Origin of the sequence: Meishania litoralis, assembly GCF_042611095.1 — a bacterium.
GTDB classification, from domain to species: Bacteria; Bacteroidota; Bacteroidia; order Flavobacteriales; family Flavobacteriaceae; genus Meishania; species Meishania litoralis.
The window spans coordinates 402,050-427,781 of sequence record NZ_JBHFPV010000001.1 but is presented as its reverse complement, the minus strand read 5'-3'; the positions used below and the strand labels follow the sequence as shown (position 1 = coordinate 427,781).

Below are 25,732 nucleotides of genomic sequence, written 5' to 3'. Positions count from 1 at the left end.
GGCTTGATCAGAATCTAACCCTAAAACTGATGTTGGGTGTCAAGTTCAAAGAAACACGCCGTATTGTTTCAATTTCATCTTGATCGTTAAGCCGGTAGTAGGTGTCAAGAACATTGGCGCGATTCGAAATGTTAAGTACTGAAGCTCCCATGGATCCGTGTACCCTAGGGCTAATATCAAAATCGTAAATGACCGAAATATCCGCCCGAAGATATTCAGGGAGACGACTACTGTTAGGTTCGGAATAATTGATGCGATACGGGAAAAAATCAGTATTTATCGGATTTCCTTCCAATGGTTCGGTAAATGGTTTTCCGGTGCGATAATTGAATCCGAGCCCCAATTTGAGATTGTCGTAAGTGTATGTGCCCGCCAAGGTGACGGTATGGCGGATATCCAGATTGTTGGGAAATGTATTGGGAGGCAAATCCTCAAAATAATAATTGTTCAAATTATAGGCATAGCTAAACCAGATACTATAATCAACTGTTTTTTTATTGACGAGGAATTCCAATCCCCTGACCTCATATTTGCCAATTTCTCCCCCGAATTGAAAGGGGTTCTGGAACCCTTGGGTCTCTGTACTGATGCCTTCCACCTCTTTATAAAAACCTTCGAGACCAATATACAGGTTCCGATTTTGGTAGTTGAACCCCAAGGAGGCCTGTTTGCTTTTTGTAATGGGCAGTTCAATACCGTCGGAGAGTATCCATCGCCTTTTTTCGATGCCCAGGAAATTCTGCTCCAGATCGACTATCTGGTTGGTAGCCTGACTCTTGAACTCTCCTAGAACTTCGACTTTGAAATGGTCGGTAAACGAGTAGCTGACATTCAATCTAGGTTCCAAGACGATTTCGTCAAAAGTGTCAAGATTATTAAAATAGTTCATACGGCCCCCAATGCGAGCCAAGAGATTCTTGTTGTTGGATTCATAGCCAATTTCGGAAAAGAACGAATGCGTGTGCATTACTTCGAGAATGTCACTTTTAAATGGAGGTTGTGATACCTCTGTAAAATTTAAAATACCGGTTTCACTCAATTGGTACCCGTTCGACCAGTTTACATGGCTTCCGATATTTGTGATAGTATTGAATTTCAATCCTCTTTCCAAGACCCTATTTACCTGTGATAGATTTTGCTGCCCGTTGATCGTTGTGTTCCTAGAATCCAATTCATATTGGGTCGAATATATGTTCAGGTGTGATGAGAACGAATCCGACCATGTACTTTGAAGGTTTCCGCCGAAAGACAAATTGGTCTGATCTAATGCGCTTTGTGAGCTGCGCGAAGTATCTTGGTTGGTTTCGTCATAATCCAACTTATTGTTGATATTGATAAAACTGAACCTGAGTTTTTGTCGCTCGTTAATGTCGTAAAGTAACTTGCCTCCAAAATCGTAAAAGAAGAAACTGCTATTACGTGTCACCTCTGAATCTTGAAAAGCACGTGATGAAAATTGCTCATAAGCGGGCGTGTTCAAAAAATCGGTCAATGAACGGCGCGCTGAAAATTGAACTGCCAGTTTGTTGTTAATGGGTACTTGTAAATAGGCATCCGTACTTATCAGATTGGCACCGGCTCCTCCGAATATGTTTTCCGAAATATCATCAATGGTCCGCATACTGATTACCCCACTTACCCCATCACCATATTGGGCACTCGTACCATTTTTAATAATGGTTACCTTGTCGTTCAGATAGGGATTGAATGCTGATATCAACCCGAAAAAATGCCCCGATTGATACATTTTGATGCCATCCCAAAGAATAAGGTTCTGGTCATTGGTGCCACCTCGAATGTTTATATCCGATACCGTTTCGTCGATACTTTTGATTCCGGGTAAGGCCTGTACGGTCTGTAGCACGTCGGGTTCGATCAAGCCTGGAAGAATTCCGAAAGCGGCCGTGTTCAGGTCGATACTTGCGTCCGATTGTTTTACAAGTCCTGTAGTCAACAGTTCGACCACGACCACTTCGTCAAGTTCCTGATAGTTCTGTGCAAGAAGCAGGGTGGAACACGGATCCGAATTTATCAATTCTTCGGCATTGACAAAAAGCGGCTTAAAACCCAAATGTTGAATTTGAAGTACGGCGTTTCTAGGAATGTTTTCAAGTTTAAAGTTTCCGTCTAAATCGGTAACAATGGCAATTTCGGTGCCCAAGACCTCAACTGTCGCACCGGGAACGGTATTTTGTTCGAAATTATCCAATACCAGGGCGCAAATAGTGACGGTAACACTCCTTGTCAACGTGTAGTAGCGTTCGTTGAGTTTTTGAATCTTGATCTGGGTCTGTTTTTCGATATCGGTCAAGATTTCTTCAAGTACCGAACTTTCGTACGGTATAACCTCTATAGTTCGAATATCTTGGTCAACGTAAGAAAACTTGACATCGAATTCTTGCTCAAGCTTCTGAATGTAAGTGATTAGTGGTTTTGGTACGGCCGTCTCCTGCGAATTGCCATTCTTTACGAACAGTGTAAGCAGTGTTAAGGTAAGCGTATATAAAAGGTTTTTACGGTGCGTTTTCAGCATAGAACAGCACTTTATTCCCCTCTAATTTAAACTTTATTCGGGAAGGTGCACTTATACTCTGCAACGCCAAATCTACATCGGTATTGCTAAAGGTGCCGGTAAAAAGCTGCTCGCCGTCTATATTTTGGGTATCGACCGTAATGTTGTGCTGTCTTTCAAATTCGTTCAATACATATTTCAGGGGAATGCTCTTAAAAGTACTCTCGTTGTTCATCCACGCGGGAACCTTGGTATTAGGGGCATCGGCTTCAACAATTTTTCCATTGATGGCCATGAATGAGGTGCCTGCCGGTAATTTGGTCTCATGACCGTTAAAGGTAACACTGACCAAGCCCTCGTAACAAGTAACTTCAAAAAATCCCTTACGGTTTTCGACATTGAACTGTGTGCCTAGAACGGCGACCGTACCGTCTTTGGTCGAAACGGTAAATCTTTTCCCTTTGGCGACCTTGAAAAAAGCCTCGCCTTCCAATGAAATATTTCGCTTATCGTTCCATTTTTTTTCGCTATACGATATTTCTGAATCAGCGTTCAATATGACCTCTGATGCATCGGGAAGCAGTACTTCTTTGTTCTCGGCATATTGGGTGTTCACAGTTTCATCCAACGAATTCAGATAAAAATAAGAACCTGTCACCAATACTAATATGGCTGCGGCCACGCGCAAAAACTTTTTGTACGGATGCAATTGAACAACTTTGGTACTTTTTAAGGTCTGCTTGTTCTTTAAGGCCATCAATGCTTCTTCAACATCAAAATCGGGCGCTTCGAACCTATTGGAAGCTTCAGCGATTCGTTGATATGAAGCATATGCCTCGGAATTTTTGAATTCCTCTAACTCCTGCTCATCGAGTTCGTTGTTCAACCATTTTGCCAAGTAGTTTTCTTGCATGACCTTTAGCTTTGTGCCTTTATAACATCTAAAAAGGGAAAAACCCTACTGTGATATTCGTAAATTTTTGAAAATCAGATGATAATACCCATTTAATCGTTGATTTGCATTATATACCATCTATTTGTTCACGCAAAGTTTTCAGTGCCAAGTGCATTCTTTTCTCGATTGCTTTGACACTTACGCCTTCCATTTCGGCGATTTCCGCGTATTTCTTTCCATCGATGCGGTTTAATAGGAACGTGGTGCGTTGATTCTCCGGTAGATCGTTTAATGCCTTGTCCAATTTTTTCTTGAACTCGTTTTCCTCCATGACGAATTCGGGCGACTCGTTCGTTGCCTTCAAAGTCTTGTCGGCATACTTCATTCGAACTTTTCCGGCCTTTATGACGTTCAGATAGAGGTTGTTGGCAATTGTATATACGTACGACTTGGCCTTCGAGGGGGAAACTTTGGCGCAGTTTTCCCAAAGTTTCATAAAAGCTTCTTGCACAGCATCATAAGCTTTTTCCTCATTGCCGAATTTATAATAAATATAGTTGAAGATCGTTTTAGAATTAGTCTTGAAGAATTGACTGAATAACTGTTCCTCACATATGTTTTCGGTATTTTCGGTGCTCAACTGGGCTGGTTTTTTATCAAAGATATTTGAAAAAAATGAGAATAGGGTAGGGTATTTTCAAACTCCGTTGTTTTAAGAGCGTATTAACAAAAAAATCCAAATCGTTATGAAAAAGTTTTTTAAATCTTCGCTGTACGTTGGCCTACTTGCGACAGCTTTGGTGTTCACTTCTTGTCAGAAAGAGACCTATGATGTCGATGACCCTCAAGAAGGTGAGGCGATGTCGGCAACTTCTGCCACCGCTAAATTGATGGAACGCACCGTTTCAAATGATGGTTCTTATGACAATATCGTCGATGGGGCCAGTTGTTTCGATATTCGTTTTCCGTATACCGTAAAGGTCAATGGATTGGAAATTACGATTGATTCGAAAGATGACCTCCGCTTGATCGAAGAAATTTTCGATGCTGTTGAGGGCGATGATGATCTTTTGGATATTATTTTTCCGATTACCATAACCATGGCAGATTATTCTGAGTTCACAATAAATGGTGAGACTGAACTTAAGGAGCTTGCAGAAAAATGCTTGGAGGGTGGCGACGATGATGACATCGAATGTATCGATGTGGTATATCCTGTAACTTTTTTCACTTTGGATATTAATTCGGTACAGACAGGCAGTGTTGTCGTTGAAAGTGATATGGAAATGCGCAGGTTCTTCGCGGGGCTTGGTGAGAACGATCTGATCAGTATTCAATTTCCTGTCGCTTTTGTGATGTACGATGGTACCGAAGTTACCGTAAACAGTAATGTTGAATTGGCAGCGGCCATAGAACAGGCCAAAGATCTTTGTGATGAAGATGATGACAATGACTACAACGATGATGATTTTAACGAAGAAAGGTTGGACAACCTCTTGGTAAAATGCCCGTGGTTGATCCGAGATGTAGTGCGTGACAACCAGATTCAAACCGAACAGTACTTTGAATACATCATGAACTTTAAGGAAGACGGTTCGGTGAACGTACTCGATCGGGCGGGCAACAACATCACTGGAGCATGGAGTACATATGTATCGGATTATCGTGTATTGCTGAAACTTGAATTCGATGTCTTGGTAGACTTCAATCTCGATTGGTTCGTGTACGAGATTTCCGAAGAGAAAATAAAACTATTTACGACCGAGGGCAATCGCATTATTATGGAGAACGCCTGTGATATTTTGAACGACGATCCGAATACCTTGCGCGAGATCCTATGGGAATGTGATTGGATCATTAAAAAGGTCAAGGTAGAAGGTGACGAAATTAAAAGACTTTTAGGTTTTGAGTTCAGTTTTGAGGCCGAGGGTATCGTAACCTTGAGTAAAGGAGAAGTCATGAGCGAGGGTAGTTGGGAAATCACTACCAACGAGCAGGGCCGCTTGGTTATGGCCATAGTCATGGGCGACGAGCCTGGGGTAAGTTTCGAATGGCCGTTGAGCGATTTAAGGGATGACAGATTGAAGTTCGAAATACCGGGTACCGGTTACGAATTGATCTTGGAACGCAATTGCGACAATGATGAAGCTGATGGAGACGTAGTGTGGATCAGGGACCTTTTTGTCGATTCACTTTGGAATGTTGCCCTGCTATCCGTTAATAGCGATCCTATTTCGCAGGCCTACGCTTACGACGATTTTGAATTCAAACAAGACGGAACGATCGTTGTGACCAATGCGAACGGTACAACTATAGAAACTGGTAGTTGGTTGGTCTATCGCAATAGTGACGGCAAGCTAGAAATGATAATCGCCTTTAACGCTGAAAGCAACTACTATCCGTTGGCGAACGATTACATGATTGTCGAGGTCGATGAAAACAGGTTGGAGATGCATCACTTCAATGATGCTGACGGAATGAACATTCTTGTACTTGAGAAAAAATAAATTGATATATGCCCCGACTTTAAAGCTCGGGGCATTTTAAAACTTAACAATAAAAAGGAGCATTATAAAAATTAACAATAAGATATGAAAACTACTTTGAAAAATCTTACACTACTTGTCTTGATGGTATTGGTATTTAAATCGTGTACAAAAGATGATGACGACAATATGTCAATTGTCGACGCTTCCGATATTCCGCAGATCCAAGCGGCGATAGCCAATGGAGATTGGAAGATCACCTACTATTTTGATTCAGATAAAGATGAAACCTCCGATTATGCCGGTTATGTTTTTACATTTCAAGAAGATGGGGTTTTGGCGGTCAGCAATGGAAGTACGGCCCTATCGGGTGCATGGTCGATTACAAGTTCTGACAATAGCAATGACGATAGTAGTTCAAATGATGTCGATTTTAACATCGTATTCAGTTCGCCGGTCCTCTTTGAAGAGCTTTCAGATGACTGGGAAATCAAAAAGTACACTTCGACTACCATAGAGTTATATGATATCAGTGGTGGCGATGGCACTACCGATTTCTTGACCTTTACCAAAAATTAATACCTTTTTCGCCCCACTTCATATAAAAGGGCATCCCCATGGGATGCCCTTTTTTGGTTTTTCAAGTTGCTCAAAGCAAATAAGCCGTAACCCGTTGCCGCCTTGTTTCGAAAGAACATATTTTTAATGACATCCGCCGTTCTTTCCCGTGGTTATTGTTAAATTTGCGTCTCTTCAAAAAATGATGTGAGCGATGTTCGATAATTTAAGTGAAAAACTCGATAAGGCCCTACACGTATTAAAGGGGCATGGGCAGATTACCGAGATCAATGTAGCGGAAACCACCAAAGAAGTCCGAAGGGCTTTGCTGGATGCCGACGTCAACTTTAAAATAGCCAAAGAGTTTACGAACAGGGTCAAAGAAAAGGCCTTGGGTCAAAACGTGCTGACTACCTTACAACCGGGCCAGCTGATGGTCAAGATCGTCAAGGATGAATTGACCGAATTAATGGGTGGTGAAACAGAAGGAATCAATCTTTCGGGCACGCCTTCGATTATATTAATGTCAGGATTGCAAGGTTCTGGTAAAACGACCTTTTCAGGAAAGTTGGCGAACTACCTAAAGACAAAAAAGTCTAAAAAACCATTGTTGGTCGCTTGCGATGTATATCGCCCAGCTGCAATCGATCAATTGCATGTCGTTGGTGAGCAGATCGGTGTTGAAGTCTATTCAGACCGTGAGAACAATGACCCTGTTGCCATTGCCAAAGCCAGTATAGCCAAGGCCAAATCAGAAGGGTTTAATGTAGTCATAATCGATACCGCCGGCCGTTTGGCGGTCGATGAAAAAATGATGGACGAGATTTCAAATATCCATAGTGCCATCGAACCCCAAGAAACACTTTTTGTGGTAGATTCCATGACTGGTCAAGATGCGGTCAATACGGCAAAGGCGTTCAATGATGTATTGAATTTCGATGGGGTCATCTTAACAAAATTGGATGGTGATACCCGGGGCGGAGCCGCCATTTCCATCAAATCGGTGGTGGATAAGCCGATCAAGTTCATTGGCACGGGCGAAAAGATGGAGGCTATCGATGTTTTCCATCCTTCGCGTATGGCCGATCGTATTTTAGGCATGGGCGATGTCATCTCGCTTGTTGAACGGGCGCAAGAGCAATTTGATGAAGAAGAAGCGCGCAAGATCCAAAAGAAGATTGCCAAGAACAAATTCGGTTTTGACGATTTTCTGAGCCAGATCCAACAGATCAAAAAAATGGGGAATATCAAAGACCTGATGGGGATGATTCCCGGTGCAGGAAAGGCCCTAAAAGGACTCGATATCGACGACGATGCATTTAAACATATCGAGGCGATCATCCATTCGATGACACCCGATGAACGATCTAACCCTTCAACGTTGAATGCCAGTCGAAAAAAACGTATTGCCAAAGGTAGCGGTAGAGATGTACAAGAGGTCAACCAGTTGTTGAAACAATTCGATCAGATGGGCAAGATGATGAAAATGATGCAGGGCGGCGGTGGAAAAAAGATGATGCAGATGATGGGCGGAATGAAAGGACTTAGATAATAAGCTAAACAAAAGTAAAGTACATATGGAGTTACTGGATGGCCGAAAAATAGCGAACCAAATAAAGGAAGAAATTGCCGCCGAAGTCGCGAAAATGAAGGAAAATGGAGAGAAGGTCCCTCATTTGGCAGCCGTAATCGTGGGTAATGATGGTGCAAGCCTTACCTATGTTGGCAGCAAGGTCAGGTCATGCAAGCAAGTGGGTTTCGAATCGACCTTGGTGCAAATGCCCAGTACAACTTCTGAGCAGGAGCTTTTGAAGAAAATCAAAGAACTTAACGAGAATGATGATATCGACGGGTTTATTGTTCAACTACCGTTACCGGATCAAATAGATACCCAAAAGGTGATTATGGCCGTACATCCAGATAAGGATGTTGATGGGTTCCATCCGATGAATTTCGGAAAAATGGCCTTGGACATGAGCACATTTATTCCGGCAACGCCTTTCGGTATACTTGAATTGTTGGAACGCTACAAAGTCGATACTAAAGGAAAACACACTGTTGTTATCGGAAGAAGTCATATTGTGGGCCGTCCGATGAGTATTTTAATGGGAAGAAAGGGATGGCCCGGAAACTCCACGGTAACCCTTACGCATAGCCATACCAAAAATATTACACAGATTATTTCACAGGCCGATATTGTCATTTCCGCCTTAGGCGTGCCGAACTTCTTAAAAGCCGAAATGGTCAAGGATGATGCTGTCATTATCGATGTGGGTATTACACGGGTGTCCGATGATACCAAAGAAAAAGGATACTATATTACAGGTGATGTGGATTTCGAAAATGTAAGCAAAAAGGCTTCCTATATTACCCCTGTGCCCGGGGGGGTAGGTCCTATGACCATTGCCATGTTGTTGAAAAACACCCTTTTGGCCAGGGAAAGGCACCGCAATTCCGAATAGTTTGTTCCATACCGGCGAGGCGAGAGTCCTTTGATTCCTTTGCCTGGGTACTATCTCCGGGAATGATAATGTCTATATCGTTGCTATCGTCATAATCGCAGCTGCTCATTGCGATAATGGCGGTGAAAAGTAATAATAGGCAAAATGGTTTTTTCATCGCTGACAATTTGATAGGTACGGCACCTTAACTTAAAACGTCAGAATTAAGGGTTTGGTATTTTCGTTGTCGTTCTAAATTGTTACCTTTTCTACAAATTCCGACCGTTATGAAAACCATGCTACCGTATTCTGTTTTAACCTTTTTTTAATGGTACCTCATCAACTATGTACTTATTTTCTTGTGAATAACCCTCATTTGAAATACCAGCAATAAAAATTATAGTGAAAACGAGCATTTGACTCATCGAGAATATTAAATTTTTAAAGAAAGAACTTATATCTAATTTGTAAATATTATTTATTCTTAAAATATGCATAGGGCTTCATTAAAAATCATAAAAGCTCTCAAAAACTACTGGAATATCAAATAGTACTGCTAAAACATTATAGATAGATATTATTCCAAAAATGAAAACAATAGCAACTAGAATGTCGATACCTCCTATTTCCCATTGTTTGTATTTCTCAAATAACGGACTATATTTTTTTGCAAAATCATCAATTAGTTGATTTGGTCCATATTCCTTTGTGTTCCGCATTTTATAAAACCATAGAAAACTGAATAAAAGACACCCACCCCCTAATAAAAGATAATTGTAAATCATAATAGTAAGTTATTTTGGTATTATAGTATAATTATTTGGGCCATAATATATTAACTTGTAGTTATTCTGAAAATATTTTGAGGCCATGCTCGCATTCTGACCAATAAATTGCTTAGTAAGTTCATTTCTTGGAATTTTATTAAGCAAGTACCTCTTAGATCCATCTATCATAGCTTTTGAGAGTGTCCTTTGCAAGCTATTATTATAGTCAGCCAATAGAAGGTCTTCAGTTACCCCGCCTCCAAATTCTATCCAACTGCCAGCACCATACATAGGTATTCCAACTGCTTATTGCAATGATGGTGCTAAAAACTATAATAGGCAAACCAGTTTTTTCATCGCTGACAATTCGATAGGTACGGCACCTTAACTTAAAACGTCAGAATTAAGGGTTTGGTATTTTCGTTGTCGTTCTAAATTGTTACCTTTTCTACAAATTCCGACCGTTATGAAAACCATGCTACAGTTTGCTGTTTTGACCTTTTTTCTTTTGGTTTCGTGCCAATCGAAATCTGATACTGATTTTTCCATCAATGTTTCTTTTTCTGAAAATGCCAGTGGCGAGGCCAAAGATGGTAGATTGTTGCTGATGCTATCGATCAATGATGAAGAAGAACCCCGCTTTCAAATCAACGATGGATTGAATACACAATTGGTTTTCGGTATGAACGTAGACCAGATGAGGTCTGGCGAAAAAAAGGTCTTTGACGCTGATATCTTCGGATTTCCTTATGAGAGCCTTTCCAAAGTGCCGCCGGGCGAGTACAACGTACAGGCTCTGCTCCATGTTTACGAGACATTTGACCTATCGACCGGACATACGGTAAAATTGCCCATGGACAATGGTGAAGGCCAGCAATGGAATCGTTCTCCTGGAAACCTCTATAGCAAGCCTTTCAAGATAAATGTGGGCGAGAAGGGTATTCAAAATGTAGATGTGGTAATGGATCAGGTCATTCCCCCGATCGAAGAGCCCAAAGACACCGAATGGGTAAAACATATAAAGATCAGATCCGAAAAACTCTCCGAATTTTGGGGAAGGGATATGTATTTGGGCGCTCATGTTTTGTTGCCCAAGGGATTTGAAGAACACCCTGAGGCCAAATACCCGCTTATGGTTTTTCATGGACATTTCCCTTCTGATTTTGGAGGATTCCGAACCACACCACCAGATTCCGATTTGGAACCCGAATATTCTGAGCGTTTTGATTTAGAGGGTTATAACATCATTCAGCAACAGGAAGCCTACGATTTTTATAAGCGTTGGAACGAACCTGATTTTCCGCGCATGTTGATAATCGAGATCCAACATCCGACACCTTATTACGACGATTCCTATGCGGTGAATTCGGCGAGCCAAGGCCCTTATGGCGATGCCATTACCTATGAGCTTATTCCATATATCGAAAAAAAATTCCGGGGTATCGGCGAAGGTTGGTCACGTTTTTTATACGGCGGTTCTACAGGAGGTTGGGAAGCCTTGGCGGTACAGGTAAAATATCCCGAGGAATATAACGGATGTTTTGCCGCATGCCCCGACCCAATCGATTTTAGGGCATACTGCCTGACCAATATTTATGAAGATGACAATGCCTATTACTATAAAAGTGCGCACAAAAAGTTGGAAGTGCCGAGTCATCGCAATTATTTGGGGCAGGTTCAATCGACTTTGCGCGAAGGCAATCATTTAGAACTGGTTTTGGGCGACAGATCGCGATCAGGGCAACAATGGGATATTTGGGAAGCCACTTATTCTCCTCAGGGCGAAGACGGATATCCCGTCAGGCTATGGGACAAAATGACCGGTGACATTGATCATAGGGTAGCTGAATATTGGAAAGAGAATTACGACCTGCGACATATCTTAGAGCGTGATTGGCACAAACTCGGTGACGACCTAAAGGGCAAGATCCATATCTACTGTGGTGATATGGATAATTATTACCTGAACAATGCCGTATATTTAATGGAAGATTTTTTGGAAAGTACAACAGAGCCCTATTACGCAGGTGAAGTGCTTTATGGCGATCGGGCCGAACACTGTTGGAACGGTGACCCCGAACAGCCAAATGCCATAAGTCGACTACGTTATAATAGCATGTACGTGCCTAAAATAATGAAACGCATTGCCGAGAGTGCTCCCAAGGGTGCCGATTTGACAAGTTGGCGATACCGATGACGCGTTAATTGAAAAATGGAGGATAGAAACGTTTCCCAAAAAATTATATGATTGTCCGCCGTCAATCATAATTTAGTGTCACCTCGAGCGTAGTCGAGAGGTAGTTGAACTTAATGTATTTTAAATGAGTTCTCGACTGCGCTCGACCTGACCGGGTGTTTATTTATGACCGTTTGCGGTCATCCATTAAAAATTAAAACATTTATGTATGAAACTAGGTGCATTTTCCATTAGCCTGGCGGTCAAAGATTTGGCCGTTTCAAAAGATTTTTACGAGAAATTGGGTTTTGCCGTATTTGCGGGGTCTATGGAACGCAATTATCTCATTATGAAAAACGAAAATGCCCTTGTAGGCTTGTTTCAGGGTATGTTCGAAAACAATATTTTGACCTTCAATCCAGGATGGGATGAAAACGCCCAAAAATTGGAATCATTTGACGATGTGCGCGATATTCAAATAAACTTAAAGAACCACGGCATTCAATTTGCCAGTGAGGCCGATGAATCCACTACCGGACCGGCAAGTTTTGTGATCACCGACCCTGATGGCAATACCATTTTGGTCGACCAACATGTTTAAGAAAGATGGGTACGAATAAAGTAGCATGGTTCGTTTTTGTTTTTTTGGCGATTGTCATTGGGCTTTACCCCTTATTGTATTTCGTGATAGATCGCGAATTCGGACTTTTGGCTTCGAAAGATGAGGCCTTACTGTCTAATTTACTTTGGAATATCGGGTTCTATGGCCATATACTTTTTGGCGGTGTTGCGCTGTTGATCGGTTGGGCACAGTTCAGTAAAAAATTACGGAATGCCAATCTAAAACGCCATCGAAACATTGGTAAGATATATGTGATTTCGGCCATTATCAGTAGTGTCTGTGCCATTTATATCGCTTTTTACGCAACTGGTGGAATAATTTCCTCCTTGGGTTTTATCTGTTTGGGCCTCTTATGGCTATATACCTCGATCAAGGCGTATTTCGCGGTGCGAAACAAAGATTTACAATTGCACCAGGGCTTGATGATTTACAGTTATGCCGCATGTTTTGCCGCCGTAACCCTGCGCATTTGGTTGCCATTGTTGGTATTGGGGCTGGGTGATTTTGAACAGGCCTATCGCTTTGTGGCGTGGCTCTGTTGGGTGCCCAATATTGTCTTTGCCTATTTTTGGGTTCACAGAAAGGGCCTTATCATCGATTAATGTTTAACCATGGATTGATTATGTTTTCAAGAACCGCGATTTGTACAATGCTAATCATTTTTTTCTTTACGGTTGGATGTAAGGATTCCCCAAAAAAAGATAAAATAGTAACGGCCGAAAGTTCCGACGTTACTTCGGGTAACCCCGTTTTCGAGGGTTGGTATGCCGATCCCGAAGGGGCGGTTTTTGATGGTACATATTGGGTGTATCCGACTTTTTCCGACGACTACGACAAACAACTGCATTTCGATGCTTTTTCCTCTAAAGATTTGGTGAATTGGCAAAAACATGAAAACATTCTCGACACCACCAAAATCAAATGGTTGCGACAGGCCCTTTGGGCACCTTCGATCATTGAAAAAAATGACAAATACTTTCTATTTTTTGGGGCCAATGATATTCAAAGACCGGGTAGATCTTCTTATGACCCGAACAATGATATCAACCATTATGGGGGTATCGGGGTCGCTGTAGCGGATAGTCCGGGAGGGCCGTTCGAGGATTATTTGGGCAAACCTTTGATTTCCGATTTTTACAACGATGCCCAGCCAATCGACCAATTTGTGTTCAAGGATGTCGATGGTACTTATTATTTCTTCTACGGGGGATGGAGTCATTGCAATCTGGGAAAACTGAATGATGATTTTACCGGATTCATTCCCTGGGAAAACGGAGAGCTTTTTAAGGAAATTACCCCTGAAGGCTATGTGGAAGGGCCCTTTATGTTTTTAAGAAAGGGCATCTACTATTTTATGTGGTCCGAGGGTAATTGGGGCGAAGGTTCCTATAAGGTTGCTTATGCGATGTCGGATAGCCCTATGGGTCCTTTTAATCGGATCGGAACTGTATTGGAATCAAAAGAGGGCGACATTGCCACCGGTGCCGGGCATCATTCCGTTATCAACAAACCCGGTACCGATGAATGGATCATGGTCTATCATCGTAGACCCATACCGAACGAAGACCGTGACCATCGCGTCACCTGTATGGATAAAATGGAGTTCAATGCCGATGGCATGATCAAACCGGTAAAGATGACTTTCAAAGGAGTGCGTTGATACATGGATCAGGTCATTAAATGCGCACCATTTCTAAACGCCTTATATCTTTTTCTTTAGTATCTTGTTAGCTTGATTGCTCAAAACACTTTAATATGAAATATTTAACGGCCGTACTGATTTTGTTAATGGCAGTGCCCATTTCCCTTTTGGCACAATCTGGCAAGGTATTCGACAATAGGTCAATGCACAGTAAAATTTTAAATGGTGAGCGCAAATATGCCGTTTACCTGCCACCCGATTATGATACTTCCGAGCGAAGCTATCCGGTACTGTACCTTTTGCACGGTGCCACCGATGACCATACGGGCTGGGTACAATTTGGAGAGGTTTTACGAATAACCGATGAAGCGATTAAAAATGGTACTGCAACGCCCATGGTCATAGTAATGCCCGATGCTGATACGGGCCGTATGGGTTATTTCAATGTTGGCGATTGGAAGTATGAGGATTTTTTCTTTGAAGAACTTATGCCACATGTCGAAGAAAAATACCGTATCAAAGGTGAAAAAAGATACCGCGCCGTGGCCGGCCTATCGATGGGTGGGGGAGGTTCTTTTATGTATGCCTTACATCGTCCCGAGCTTTTTTCCTCTGCCTGTCCGCTTAGTGCATATGTAGGGCCGCTTACTATTGACCAATTGAAGCAACAATTCGAACGACGCAATGAAAAGTACACCAATGCCGAGTTAAAAGAATATTTTGAAAGGCATAGTGCGCTGAATCTCATTGAAAGCGTTCCCGTTGATGATATTAAGTCCGTGCGATGGTATATCGACTGTGGCGATGATGATTTTCTATACGAAGGAAACAGTTTGGTGCATATTGCAATGAAGAAAAAAGAGATACCGCATGAATATCGCGTCCGCGATGGCGGCCATAGCTGGACGTATTGGCGTGATGCCCTTCCGACGGTGCTTTCATTTGTTTCCGACGCCTTTCATCAACACTAAGAACTTATTAAAAATTACTAATGAAATATATATCAATAATGCGGTTTTCAGTATCACTTTTTCTCATCTCGATTTTGGCGCTTTCATGTAACAATACGCCCAAGCTTCCCAAAGAAACCCCTTTGGTCATTTATGAAGATTCCCTTACGGGCATGATGAGGGCCAAGGAAATTCGCGAAAATACTCCGGCAGTAGTGGCCGAAGGATTAGATCTGACACTTTGGGCATCCGATTCATTGGCGCCCGATCCCGTGGCAATGTCGGTCGATAACAAAGGCAGTATCTATTTGACCCGTACCAATCGTCAAAAGAATTCAGAATTCGATATTCGTGGCTATCGCCAATGGATGACCCCTTCCATCTCTTGGCAGACCGTTGAGGATCGGCGCAATTTTTTAAGGGAAACTTTTGCGCCTGAAAAAAGTGGGGAGAATGAGTGGTTTCCCGATTTGAACAATGACACCATTCACGATTGGCGTGATCTAGCCGTTGAAAAAGAGGAGGTTTGGCGTTTAGATGATGTCAATAACGATGGCTTGGCCGATAAATCGACCCGTATTCTTAATGATTTCAGTGAAGAAATTACCGATTGCGCCGGGGCGTTGCTTGTTCGTGATGATGATGTTTTTGTAGGGGTCGGCCCAGATATGTGGCGATTGGTCGACACAAATGATGATGAGGTCTTGGATACCAAAACTTCCCTAGCTCATGGTTTTGCGGTCCACATCGGGTTTGGCGGTCATGGCATGTCCGGGGCGATTGAAGGTCCTGATGGAAAAATTTACTGGGGTATTGGCGACATTGGGGCCAATATTACCTTGCCCGATGGTACGAATCATAAGTATCCGAATCAAGGAATTATAGTCAGGACAAATCCCGATGGAAGCGATTTCGAAGTATTTGCCGCCGGACTCAGAAACACCCATGAGTTCGTGTTCGATGCCTATGGCAATATCATTTCTTCCGACAACGACGGTGACCACAGGGGTGAAAGCGAACGTTTGGTGCATATCGTGGAAGGTCATGATGCGGGTTGGCGTGCCAATTGGCAATACGGAAAATATACCGATCCGATGAACAATGGCTATAATGTTTGGATGGACGAAAAACTATATGTTCCAAGATGGGAGGGACAGGCAGCCTATATTCTACCCCCGATCCAGAACTACCACAACGGTCCTACTGGAATGATATACAATCCTGGAACCGCACTTGGAAAAAAATGGCTCGACAAATTCTTTTTGGTCGAGTTCGTGGGTAACCCCACCAATTCCCATATATGGTCTTTCGGGCTCAAACAAAAAGGTGCAACGTTTGAACTCGATGGTGAAGAAGATATTTTGAGCGGTGTGTTGCCCACCGGAATACGTTTCGGACCTGATGGGGCATTGTACTTGGCCGATTGGATCAATGGTTGGAATACCAAAAATTATGGACGTGTCTGGAAATTGGATGTTTCCGATGAAAATAACGACCTGGAAGCGGAAAGGAAAGAAACAGAAAGGTTGATGACCCTTGATTATTCGGATCAATCACGTGACGATTTGGCCCAATTGCTTTCACATGCCGATATGCGCATTCGCCAAAAAGCACAATTTGAATTGGCGAAGCGAGGAAACAAAGGTTTTAAGACTTTTAAAAAAGTACTTGAAAAGTCGAACGATCAATACGCACAGATACATAGTATCTGGGGTATCGGGCAGCTTGCGGGCACTGATAATGACCTTGCCGAAATTCTATTGGATCTTCTTGAAAATGGAGATTCTGAGATTATCGCTCAAGCGGCCAAGGTTTTGGGAGATGTGAAGTATGCCAATGCCGGGGCTTCGTTTATACCCTTGCTTAAACACTCGAATGCCCGTGTGAAGTTTTTTGCGGCCCAAGCTCTGGGAAGAATAAAGCATAAAGAAGCGGTTCAGCCACTCTTGGATATGTTGGCGGCCAACAATGATGAGGATAATTATTTGAGACATGCCGCTGTCTTGGCACTTTCTAGAATCGGCGAAGAATCACCGATCGTCGCTTTGGAAGGGAACGGCAACCGTAGTCTCCGTATCGCTGCGGTGCTGGCACTGCGTCGAATGCAAAGCCCAGAGATTACACGCTTCCTTAAAGATGAAGACGAATTTATCGTTACCGAGGCGGCACGTGCCATTAATGATGATTGGTCCATTGAGCAAGCTTTGCCGGATCTGGCCGCTGTTTTGAACGAAGAAAGATTTACCTCTGAACCATTATTGCGAAGGGCAATTAATGCGGCTTTGAGGGTAGGTGGTGAACAAGAGCTGAACAACCTAGTTGCTTTTGCAAAACGGGCGGGGGTGCCTGCCCATTTGAAAGGTGAGGCTCTGGCGGCGGTAGGTACTTGGGCCTCTCCGTCGGTACTTGATCGCGTAGATGGGCGGTATCGTGGTGAGATAGAACGTGATGCCGCTCCGGTAAGACAAAAGATCGAAGGGCTTATTCCAGAATTTTTGTTGGAAGCCGATGAGGATATCCTCGTTGCGGTTTCGAAAACCTTGAGCGCTTTGGGAATTGAATCGCATAACGACCGATTGCGGAGAATTATGATAGCCCATAAATCGCCGAAAGTTCGTTCGGCCATGCTGGAGGCCTTGGGTAATTTGAATTACGACAATATCAAATCAGCCATGCAGGCGGGGATGAAGGACCCTGATTTCAACGTGCGCACTACGGCCCTGGGATTGGTAACAAAACTAGATGTTTCCAAGGAAGATTTACCGGCAATCATAGATCCAGTCTTTGTCAACGGCTCAATACGTGAGCAGCAAAAAGCTTTAGGAGTACTGGGCGAAATGCCATTGACGAAAACCGAACCGGTATTGGGCCAGATGATTGCCAAGGCCAAATCAGAAAAGCTATCCTCGGCTGTAATTTTAGATTTGATTGAAGCCGTCGAAGCTTCTGGATCCGAAAAATTGATTGCCGATTTGGGCGCTTTAAAATCAACGGGGATCACGGTCGAAGCATTTAAAGAAACCCTCGAAGGTGGTGAGTGGTGGCAGGGCCGCAATTTTTTCAATAATAATTCGACCGGACAATGTGTGCGTTGCCACTCGGTGGGAGGTGCCGGTGGGCAGGTAGGCCCTCCATTGGACAATATCGGAAATACCCTGAATAGGGAACAATTGTTGGAGGCGTTGATCAATCCTAGTGCGAGATTGGCACCAGGTTTTGGTACGGTGACTGTCACGCTCAAAGATGGCCAGGAGGTAATCGGAGTGCTAATCGAGGAAACCGACCGCGAACTCATATTACGTACGAATGATGCCGAACCCATGGAAATTGCCTTGGAACGGATCAGCAAACGTGAAAATTCCATGTCCAGCATGCCTTCAATGGCCGGTGCCATGACAAAACGTGAGATACGCGATGTTATCGAATATTTGGCCAGTCTTAAGAAAGAAAACCTATGATGGAGGCGAAAAAAATTGTCATTCAGGTATTGGTGGCCATTGTTCTTTTTATAACCATCGCTTTGATTATCGAAGGTGATTTTGGCAAGGAAATGGTAATGGAAAAGTCAATCAACGGTGTTGTTTTTGGAGCATTATATGCGATTTATGTCGTGGTCAGGGAAAAATTTATTAAAAGAAACAAAGAAGAATGAAATACAGAAGATTTGGTAGGGTCGATTGGCAGGTAAGTGAAGTGGGCTATGGCATGTGGGGCATGGCAGGGTGGAAGGAATCTGACGATATTCAGTCCGCCGAATCGTTGGATCTGGCCGTTGAAAATGGTGTCAATTTCTTTGATACGGCCTGGGGTTACGGTGAAGGTCATAGCGAAGAACTATTAGGTGAATTGGTACGAAGGCATCCGAATAAAAAGTTATACACGGCCAGCAAGATTCCTCCCAAAAATTTCCAATGGCCGGCAAAACCTGAGTACACATTTGAAGAATCTTATCCGACTTCACATATTATTGAATTTACCGAAAAGACCTTGAAAAACCTTGGTCTTGAACAGATAGATTTGATGCAGTTCCACACCTGGGATGACGGATGGAGCAACCGAGAAGAATGGCAGCGCGCCATTGATGATTTAAAGGCGGCCGGTAAAATTGCCGCAATGGGCGTAAGCGTAAATCGGTGGGAACCCGAAAATGGAATCAAAGCACTAAAGACGGGAAAGTTAGATGCCGTACAGGTCATATACAATATTTTTGACCAAAACCCTGAAGACGAACTGTTTCCTTTATGTGATGAAATGGATATCGGTGTCATCGCTCGGGTACCGTTTGATGAAGGCACTTTGACCGGTACGTTGACCAAAGAAACGGTTTTTCCCGAAGGGGATTGGAGAGGTACATATTTCGTGCCCGAGAACCTCAATTCGAGCGTCGAACATGCCGACGCCTTGAGACCGTTGATTCCCGAAGGAATGACTATGGCCGAAATGGCATTGCGTTTTATTACAATGAATAAAACGGTCGGTACCATGATTCCCGGAATGCGAAAGGCCCGTAACGTATTGGCCAATACGGCCATTAGTGATGGGCAAGGGCTTTCCCATGAGCTACTTCAAGAATTAAAAAAACATCGTTGGGATCGCAAACCCACCGAATGGTCGCAATAATTTACTTCTAAAAAAGCGCAGCCTGCTAATTGAACTCTTGATTAGTACCTCACAATTACTACACTGATGCGATCGAGGCCAACAATTCTTTGTGCCTACCTGAAAATCTTCAATTTCAGCTGTATATTATTTTATATACTGGTCTTATAACGATGATTTTAGGCGTATGTCGAAAAACGGAACGAACAATATCGAAAATCGATGCAATATGACAAAAATCATTTTCGGCCATTAACAGGTGTGGTAATTTCGTCGATTCAAGTCAGGGTTCGTTGTACCCTGTAAGTATTTTTCTAAATAAAAGAAATGAGTATAATTACCCCACATATTAAACGACTCTTTGTATTTGGCTTGGCCATAGGTCTTCTGTCTTTTATCCCTTTTTTTGCCGGTCCTGGTTTAACTTCGCCCGAACCTATGGGTAAATTTTTGAACGGAATATTTCCGGATCAGCCGACGAGTGACAAGCCCTATCGAATTGCGTTTCCGAACCTTAGTTTTGATTCGCCGCTTACCTTTTCCCCAATACCGAACACTAATGTATTGGTGGTGGGGCAGCGTAATGGTATTGTGTATTGGTTCCAAAATGATGATGCCGTTAGTAGCAAGAATTTGGTAGCCGATTTTTCCGATGAGGTGGGTATTGTTTGGGATGGTGGCTTTTTGGGTCTGGCCATTCATCCGGAGTTTGGTCAAGCAGGTAAGAACCATATGTATATGTGGTACACGACCAAAGACGCTCAAGGGAGACATTATCCCAATGCGTTTTTGAGTGGCTTTGGCTGCAACCTTGAAGATTATTGGGGCAGTTTTCTAATCTTGAAGAGAATCGAGGTAAATCCCGTAACCTATGAAATGGTGCCGGGCTCAGACCTGACAATGATGAAGATGAGAATGTACGGATCGACACATAGGGGTGGTGGAATGGTCTTTGGCGATGACGGCTTCTTATATATTGCCACCGCAGATCAATGTGCCTACAGTAAACCTCAAGATATAGCTGGCAATTTGGATGGTGGGGTATTGCGTATCGATGTCGATATGGATCCCGTGCGTAGTCATGCACCTATTCGAAAAATGCCCGAAGCTTCACGATTTAGCGATGAGCTTTCAGGGGTGGGCTATTTTATTCCAAATGATAATCCGTTTTTGAGCCCTACTGGCGAGAACTTTGAGGAATACTATACGTTAGGACACCGAAATCCGCATAGAATGACCAAAGACCGCGAGACAGGAATAATGTACATCGGTGAGATCGGTGAGAATACCCATGAAGAAATAAATGTTGTTTCAAAAGGTAAGAATTATGGTTGGCCCATATTTGAGGGGAATATTGCCGGAGGTTCAAGTCAATGTACAACCATGTACAATGGTATGCCCCATGAGCATCCCTTGGTCGCCTTTCCACGTGCCGATGCCAACGCCATTATTGGTGGGTTTGTCTATAGAGGCAATGAAATGCCCGATTTCTACGGTAAATATATCTGCGCAGATTATGGTGTGGGCGAAGAGATTTGGGCGGTGGACACCGCAACGGGTGAATACGAGTTTTTGACCCAGTTTTCACCGACCGATATCATCTCTTTTGGAGAGGATCAAAGTGGTGAATTGTATTTATTGAGTGAGGGCGATGGTGTTTACTTATACAGACTTACCCAGAACTCTGGGAATTTTTCGGAAGTTCCACTGCTTTTGTCACAAACTGGAATATTTGAAGACCTGTTGACTTTGACACCAAATGATGGGGTTATCCCTTATGACATGACAGAGGCATTCTGGTCTGATGGGGCCTTGAAAAGACGATGGATGGCAATACCGAACGATGGAACTCATGATACCCCTGAAGAGCAAATTGAGTTTTCGGAGAACGGCGATTGGGAATTTCCTGTGGGCTCAGTTTTGATCAAGCATCTTGAGCTGCCGGTTGATGAGGGCAATCCTTCTGTAATCAGAAGATTGGAAACAAGACTGGTCATAAAGGCTGAAGACGAATCTTATTACTATTTAGTTTATAAATGGAACGAACAAGGCACAGATGCTGTTCTATTGTACGACAGTTTGGATGAGCAAATAACGGTTACCAAAGAAGATGGTAGCACGCGAACCCAGGTATGGCATTACCCCAATAGCCCCGAATGTTTTGCCTGCCATGATACCGGTGGTAGTTTAGGCCCTAGAACGAGATATCTCAACAAAAATATCGTTTATGATAAAACAGGTATCGATGCAAACCAATTGGTCACGCTGAGCCATTTGGGCATATTGAATGAAAGTATCGACGATGCCAAGGCGGCACAATATCAAACACACAAAGCCATGAACGATCCAACGGCGACCTTGGATGAAAAAGCACGGTCTTATCTAGACCTTAACTGTGCCTACTGTCATCGTCCGGGTAGATCAGGTGAAAGAGCGCAGTTTGACCTAAGATTGTTCAATACTTTGGAACAAACCGGTCTTTTGACCGCTGGCACAAACACACCAATAGGTGTTCAAGGTGAAAAAATACTCGTGCCCGGAGATGCCTCGAAGTCAATACTATACCATAGGACGAATTCGGTGAATACCACAATAATGATGCCGCCGCTGGCCAAGAATTTAGTGGATGAAAAAGCGGTTGCGCTGATAGAGGAGTGGATCGATCAGTTGAACCCAAATACTGGTACCACAAGTATACAACAGGGAAGTTATCGATTGACAAACGTAGGAAGTGGTTTGGTGATGGATGTTTTCGATTCCTCAACCGAATCTTTGGCCGATATTATACAGTCTGACTTGAGTGGGGCAACTAGCCAGCAATTTATGTTCGAGTCAGCGGAAAGTGGCTTTTTTACGATCGAGGCGGAACATAGTAGCTATTATTTGGATGTAGAACAAGATGGACAAAGTTCGGGAACTAATGTCTTGCAGTACCCGTACCATGGTAATGTCAATCAATTATGGGCCGTTGAATATTTAGGAAACGACGAATATGCGATCAAAAGCAAGAGCAATGGCCTATATCTAGGGGTTGAGAATAATTCGACCTCGAGCGGCGCGAGTATAAAGACTTATTTGAACGACGGCTCTGATTTCATGAGATGGAGGTTTACGAGTTTAAGTACTATTGCGGTTGCCGGTGTATCCCTTTCATCGGGTGAACTTGTTTTGAATGTTGGGGAAAATGTTGACTTGACCGCTTTGATAGACCCGACCAATGCCAGTAATACGGGGGTATCATGGAGTACAAGCGATCCCAATATTGCCGCAATCGACGCAAACGGACGCGTAACCGCAATAGCGGAAGGTACGGTGACAATCACGGTCACGACCGATGATGGAGGATTTACCGCAACTCGGGAAATTACGGTTTCTGATGGCATTGTACAAGTAAGTGGGGTCAGTTTGGCTTCTGATGAGGTAACATTGGCAGAAGATGAGACCATAGGGTTTACGGCAATAATCGCCCCGTCAAATGCCACGGATAGCTCCGTGGTATGGTCTACCAGTGATGCAAGTATCGCTACGGTCGATGGCAATGGTTTGGTGACCGCCGTTTCTGAAGGTACCGCTTCAATTATGGTTACGACCAATGATGGTGGTTTTAGTGCGACAACAGTTGTTAATGTGAATAATAACGTTGTGCACGTTACTGGAGTGAGTGTTTCTTTGGCCACTGCAGTTTTATATGTTGGTGAGACCTTAAGTTTGAATGCAACGATATCGCCGGCTAATGCCGACAACGGCTCCGTGGTATGGTCGACGAGTGATGAAAACATTGCCACGGTAGATGCAGAAGGAAACGTAACTGCGCTTTCCGAAGGTTCGGTTTCGATAACGGTAACGACTACTGAAGGCAGTTTTACCGACATTTCTGAAATAACCGTTCAAGAATTGGAAGAAGCTGATTTTGAGCCTATCATTTACCCTAACCCGACCGAAGGTCAATTGAATGTTGATTTACGGACATACGAATCGACCGAAGTAAGTGTCACGTTGTTCAATAGCCTTAGACAAAAATTGGCGGGCAAGGTTTTTGACATGGAACATGGTGCTTTTGAGGAAATCGATGTTAGCACCCTTTCCAATGGGGTTTATTATATCACTTTTGAGTCGGATGGACACCGAGATGCCAAGGCCTTTATTGTAAACAGATAATCCATGGTCGAGGTTTTCGCAAAAAAAAGATTATTTATGAAGCGGTATAAGACGGACGGATTTTTACAAAATTCATTTTAGAACGTTTTTCGCTATTTTGCGAACAATTGTCCAATATCTTTAAAGGCCTTGAATTCCAAGGCGTTTCCTGCAGGGTCTAAAAAGAACATGGTTGCCTGTTCGCCGACCTGTCCTTCAAAACGCACATAGGGCTTGATGATGAAATCGATTCTTTTTGCTTCAAGTTCTTTTGCAAAAACCTGAAAAGTATCCCAAGGCAAGACCACCCCATAGTGCGGTACCGGTACATTATGCCCATCTACGGGGTTATGGTGCAGAACCTCACTTTCGGCCTTTGGTTTATAATGAATGACCAACTGATGGCCAAAAAGATTGAAATCTACCCAATGTTCGCTGCTTCTACCTTCTTCACAATTCAACACCTCGCGATAAAAAGTACGGCATTCGGCCAAATTATGAACAGGTATTGCAATGTGAAAAGGAGTCAAGTTGTCCATATCAAAGATTTGTCATAAAATTAATTCATTATTAAGACTTCAAAAAATCTATAATCTGATAATTGATTTCATCTTGGTGCAATGAGTGTCCAAGTCCTTCCGTAGATATTAGCTTACTTTTCTTCCAGTTGGCCTGTACTTTTACCGAGGCATGATAGGGGGTAACTTTATCCAGTTTATCGTGAAGAAGAAGTCCTTTTTTAGTATTTCCTTTGACGAATTCAGAAGTTGAAAATTCACGGATATAAAAACCGAACCTATTGAAAACATATTGATCCAAGGCGCGCATTGTTCTGTCGTTGAACCTTAGAATATTTTGAAAATGCTCCATGATTTCAAAGAACTCCGAAGGTGAAGCTACCGTAACAATTTTGGATACATCTTTGCTTTTGTTTATATGCTCGTTGTACAGTACGGTCATTCCACCGACCGAATGGGCTACAAGATAGCCGGGCCTATACCTTTCTATAAGGTTTTGCAATATTTCGGAATAAAGCGGAACGTGAAGATGTTTGCCCGAAGAATACCCATGGCCGGGGGCATCGAATGCAAGAATGTTGAAGTTATCTTTTTCTAGCTCGGCAATAAGATTACGCCATCGAAAAGAATTACTTTCCCAACCATGGATCAAAAGAACAGTGCCCTTGTTTCCAGGCCAGTTATAGGTTTGGATTTGGTATCCTTCAACGTCCAGCAACTCGTGTTTGCAATTGTTCAAATAATCTTTTTGATGGGGAAGAACTTTGCCCTTTCGAACCGTACAAAAAAGATGAAAGGCCTTTTCAGCCGTTTTCTGGGGTACGACCAACGATAGCAAGTTGTAATAATGCCCATATACCAATGGGATATATTTCTCGATGAGCTTTTTCATTAAGTTTCTTTTTGTAACTTAGTTTTTAATAAATACCAAAAATATTAAATTAATCGTGTCTCGAATCACGTTACAAAAAGATAACATGGTATGGATTTGGAAACTATTACTGTAAATCAGAAAGTTATATCGGCAAAAAAATTAAAAAAAATGTTCGGGCATCTTGATCTACGCGATGCCGATTTGATTTGCCCTATTCGCGATGTCATGGCGACGGTTTCCGATAAATGGAGTACTTTGATCATCATGTATCTTGGATATTACCCTGTTTTACGATTTAATGAACTTAAAAAGAAGGTTTATGGTATTTCCAATAAGGTACTGAGCGAACGGCTGAAACAACTCGAGGGCGATGGCTATCTCAAAAGAACGATGTACCCCGAGGTACCTATACGTGTTGAGTACGAACTGACCGACTTTGGCCACTCGTACCTTCAAAGATTGATAGAACTGACCGAATGGGCGCAAAAATATAAGGAATGTGTGCTGTCGAATCGTGCAAATTCGCAGCGGAAATAGCATAAGAAATCAATCATT

At 42.9% G+C, this 25,732-nt stretch carries 19 protein-coding genes; 14 read left to right on the top strand and 5 right to left on the bottom strand.

Annotation, left to right across the window (positions count from 1 at the left end; all coding sequences use genetic code 11):
- Positions 1-7 precede the first annotated feature (7 nt).
- From ACEZ3G_RS01915 to ACEZ3G_RS01905, 3 genes are all read right to left on the bottom strand, one after another.
- Positions 8-2,533, bottom strand: a complete 2,526-nt coding sequence (locus tag ACEZ3G_RS01915) for a TonB-dependent receptor (RefSeq protein WP_432423789.1) — start codon at positions 2,531-2,533, stop codon at positions 8-10.
- Positions 2,514-3,425, bottom strand: coding sequence for a FecR family protein (locus ACEZ3G_RS01910; RefSeq protein ID WP_432423788.1), 912 nt, complete (start codon positions 3,423-3,425; stop codon positions 2,514-2,516). The genes ACEZ3G_RS01915 and ACEZ3G_RS01910 overlap by 20 nt, the downstream gene beginning before the upstream one ends.
- A 109-nt stretch (positions 3,426-3,534) precedes the next feature.
- The gene (locus tag ACEZ3G_RS01905) at positions 3,535-4,047 is read right to left on the bottom strand and encodes an RNA polymerase sigma factor (protein WP_432423787.1); all 513 of its coding nucleotides are present in this window, start codon (positions 4,045-4,047) and stop codon (positions 3,535-3,537) included.
- A gap of 106 nt (positions 4,048-4,153) precedes the next feature.
- Between ACEZ3G_RS01905 and ACEZ3G_RS01900 the strand changes: the two genes are divergently transcribed.
- The 13 genes from ACEZ3G_RS01900 (at position 4,154) to ACEZ3G_RS01840 (ending at position 23,806) form a co-directional block, all read left to right on the top strand.
- Positions 4,154-5,914, top strand: a complete 1,761-nt coding sequence (locus tag ACEZ3G_RS01900) for a hypothetical protein (protein WP_432423786.1) — start codon at positions 4,154-4,156, stop codon at positions 5,912-5,914.
- An 84-nt stretch (positions 5,915-5,998) separates the two neighbouring features.
- A complete protein-coding gene (locus ACEZ3G_RS01895; RefSeq protein WP_432423785.1) occupies positions 5,999-6,472 on the top strand; it encodes a hypothetical protein in 474 nt (157 codons plus the stop codon).
- A gap of 193 nt (positions 6,473-6,665) precedes the next feature.
- Complete coding sequence (ffh, locus tag ACEZ3G_RS01890; protein WP_432423784.1) at positions 6,666-8,003, top strand: signal recognition particle protein; 1,338 nt, start codon at positions 6,666-6,668, stop codon at positions 8,001-8,003.
- A gap of 25 nt (positions 8,004-8,028) precedes the next feature.
- On the top strand, positions 8,029-8,913 hold the full coding sequence (locus ACEZ3G_RS01885) for a bifunctional 5,10-methylenetetrahydrofolate dehydrogenase/5,10-methenyltetrahydrofolate cyclohydrolase (RefSeq protein ID WP_432423783.1): 885 nt from the start codon (positions 8,029-8,031) through the stop codon (positions 8,911-8,913).
- Between the two features lie 1,212 nt (positions 8,914-10,125).
- The gene (locus tag ACEZ3G_RS01880; RefSeq protein ID WP_432423782.1) at positions 10,126-11,856 is read left to right on the top strand and encodes an alpha/beta hydrolase-fold protein; all 1,731 of its coding nucleotides are present in this window, start codon (positions 10,126-10,128) and stop codon (positions 11,854-11,856) included.
- Between the two features lie 208 nt (positions 11,857-12,064).
- Complete coding sequence (locus tag ACEZ3G_RS01875; RefSeq protein WP_432423781.1) at positions 12,065-12,436, top strand: VOC family protein; 372 nt, start codon at positions 12,065-12,067, stop codon at positions 12,434-12,436.
- A 5-nt stretch (positions 12,437-12,441) separates the two neighbouring features.
- The gene (locus tag ACEZ3G_RS01870; protein WP_432423780.1) at positions 12,442-13,059 is read left to right on the top strand and encodes a DUF2306 domain-containing protein; all 618 of its coding nucleotides are present in this window, start codon (positions 12,442-12,444) and stop codon (positions 13,057-13,059) included.
- A gap of 47 nt (positions 13,060-13,106) precedes the next feature.
- On the top strand, positions 13,107-14,117 hold the full coding sequence (locus tag ACEZ3G_RS01865; RefSeq protein WP_432423779.1) for a glycoside hydrolase family 43 protein: 1,011 nt from the start codon (positions 13,107-13,109) through the stop codon (positions 14,115-14,117).
- 95 nt (positions 14,118-14,212) lie between these two features.
- The gene (locus ACEZ3G_RS01860; RefSeq protein ID WP_432423778.1) at positions 14,213-15,070 is read left to right on the top strand and encodes an alpha/beta hydrolase; all 858 of its coding nucleotides are present in this window, start codon (positions 14,213-14,215) and stop codon (positions 15,068-15,070) included.
- A 20-nt stretch (positions 15,071-15,090) separates the two neighbouring features.
- Entirely contained in the window at positions 15,091-18,507 is a 3,417-nt protein-coding gene (locus tag ACEZ3G_RS01855) for a HEAT repeat domain-containing protein (RefSeq protein ID WP_432423777.1), read from the top strand.
- On the top strand, positions 18,504-18,701 hold the full coding sequence (locus tag ACEZ3G_RS01850) for a hypothetical protein (protein ID WP_432423776.1): 198 nt from the start codon (positions 18,504-18,506) through the stop codon (positions 18,699-18,701). Before ACEZ3G_RS01855 ends, ACEZ3G_RS01850 begins: the two co-directional genes overlap by 4 nt.
- Positions 18,698-19,669 (top strand): aldo/keto reductase, encoded by a 972-nt coding sequence (locus ACEZ3G_RS01845; RefSeq protein WP_432423775.1) that lies wholly within the window; start codon positions 18,698-18,700, stop codon positions 19,667-19,669. Before ACEZ3G_RS01850 ends, ACEZ3G_RS01845 begins: the two co-directional genes overlap by 4 nt.
- Before the next feature lie 306 nt (positions 19,670-19,975).
- Positions 19,976-23,806, top strand: coding sequence for an Ig-like domain-containing protein (locus ACEZ3G_RS01840; RefSeq protein ID WP_432423774.1), 3,831 nt, complete (start codon positions 19,976-19,978; stop codon positions 23,804-23,806).
- 92 nt (positions 23,807-23,898) lie between these two features.
- On the opposite strand, the gene ACEZ3G_RS01835 is transcribed toward ACEZ3G_RS01840, so the two are convergent.
- Together ACEZ3G_RS01835 and ACEZ3G_RS01830 are read right to left on the bottom strand one after the other, a co-directional pair.
- Entirely contained in the window at positions 23,899-24,324 is a 426-nt protein-coding gene (locus tag ACEZ3G_RS01835; RefSeq protein WP_432423773.1) for a VOC family protein, read from the bottom strand.
- Between the two features lie 31 nt (positions 24,325-24,355).
- Positions 24,356-25,195 (bottom strand): alpha/beta fold hydrolase, encoded by an 840-nt coding sequence (locus tag ACEZ3G_RS01830; protein ID WP_432423772.1) that lies wholly within the window; start codon positions 25,193-25,195, stop codon positions 24,356-24,358.
- Positions 25,196-25,285: 90 nt separating this feature from the next.
- Between ACEZ3G_RS01830 and ACEZ3G_RS01825 the strand changes: the two genes are divergently transcribed.
- Entirely contained in the window at positions 25,286-25,714 is a 429-nt protein-coding gene (locus ACEZ3G_RS01825; RefSeq protein WP_432423771.1) for a winged helix-turn-helix transcriptional regulator, read from the top strand.
- The last annotated feature ends 18 nt before the right edge of the window (positions 25,715-25,732 follow it).

Bases quoted from the DNA above. Each gene is read 5' to 3' on its own strand.
- ACEZ3G_RS01865 (WP_432423779.1), top strand. From the start codon at position 13,107: ATGCTAATCATTTTTTTCTTTACGGTTGGATGTAAGGATTCCCCAAAA.
- ACEZ3G_RS01845 (WP_432423775.1), top strand. From the start codon at position 18,698: ATGAAATACAGAAGATTTGGTAGGGTCGATTGGCAGGTAAGTGAAGTG.
- ACEZ3G_RS01895 (WP_432423785.1), top strand. From the start codon at position 5,999: ATGAAAACTACTTTGAAAAATCTTACACTACTTGTCTTGATGGTATTG.
- ACEZ3G_RS01855 (WP_432423777.1), top strand. From the start codon at position 15,091: ATGAAATATATATCAATAATGCGGTTTTCAGTATCACTTTTTCTCATC.
- ffh (WP_432423784.1), top strand. From the start codon at position 6,666: ATGTTCGATAATTTAAGTGAAAAACTCGATAAGGCCCTACACGTATTA.
- ACEZ3G_RS01860 (WP_432423778.1), top strand. From the start codon at position 14,213: ATGAAATATTTAACGGCCGTACTGATTTTGTTAATGGCAGTGCCCATT.
- ACEZ3G_RS01885 (WP_432423783.1), top strand. From the start codon at position 8,029: ATGGAGTTACTGGATGGCCGAAAAATAGCGAACCAAATAAAGGAAGAA.
- ACEZ3G_RS01835 (WP_432423773.1), bottom strand. From the start codon at position 24,324: ATGGACAACTTGACTCCTTTTCACATTGCAATACCTGTTCATAATTTG.
- ACEZ3G_RS01850 (WP_432423776.1), top strand. From the start codon at position 18,504: ATGATGGAGGCGAAAAAAATTGTCATTCAGGTATTGGTGGCCATTGTT.
- ACEZ3G_RS01875 (WP_432423781.1), top strand. From the start codon at position 12,065: ATGAAACTAGGTGCATTTTCCATTAGCCTGGCGGTCAAAGATTTGGCC.
- ACEZ3G_RS01870 (WP_432423780.1), top strand. From the start codon at position 12,442: ATGGGTACGAATAAAGTAGCATGGTTCGTTTTTGTTTTTTTGGCGATT.
- ACEZ3G_RS01900 (WP_432423786.1), top strand. From the start codon at position 4,154: ATGAAAAAGTTTTTTAAATCTTCGCTGTACGTTGGCCTACTTGCGACA.
- ACEZ3G_RS01915 (WP_432423789.1), bottom strand. From the start codon at position 2,533: ATGCTGAAAACGCACCGTAAAAACCTTTTATATACGCTTACCTTAACA.
- ACEZ3G_RS01910 (WP_432423788.1), bottom strand. From the start codon at position 3,425: ATGCAAGAAAACTACTTGGCAAAATGGTTGAACAACGAACTCGATGAG.
- ACEZ3G_RS01830 (WP_432423772.1), bottom strand. From the start codon at position 25,195: ATGAAAAAGCTCATCGAGAAATATATCCCATTGGTATATGGGCATTAT.
- ACEZ3G_RS01840 (WP_432423774.1), top strand. From the start codon at position 19,976: ATGAGTATAATTACCCCACATATTAAACGACTCTTTGTATTTGGCTTG.
- ACEZ3G_RS01880 (WP_432423782.1), top strand. From the start codon at position 10,126: ATGAAAACCATGCTACAGTTTGCTGTTTTGACCTTTTTTCTTTTGGTT.
- ACEZ3G_RS01825 (WP_432423771.1), top strand. From the start codon at position 25,286: ATGGATTTGGAAACTATTACTGTAAATCAGAAAGTTATATCGGCAAAA.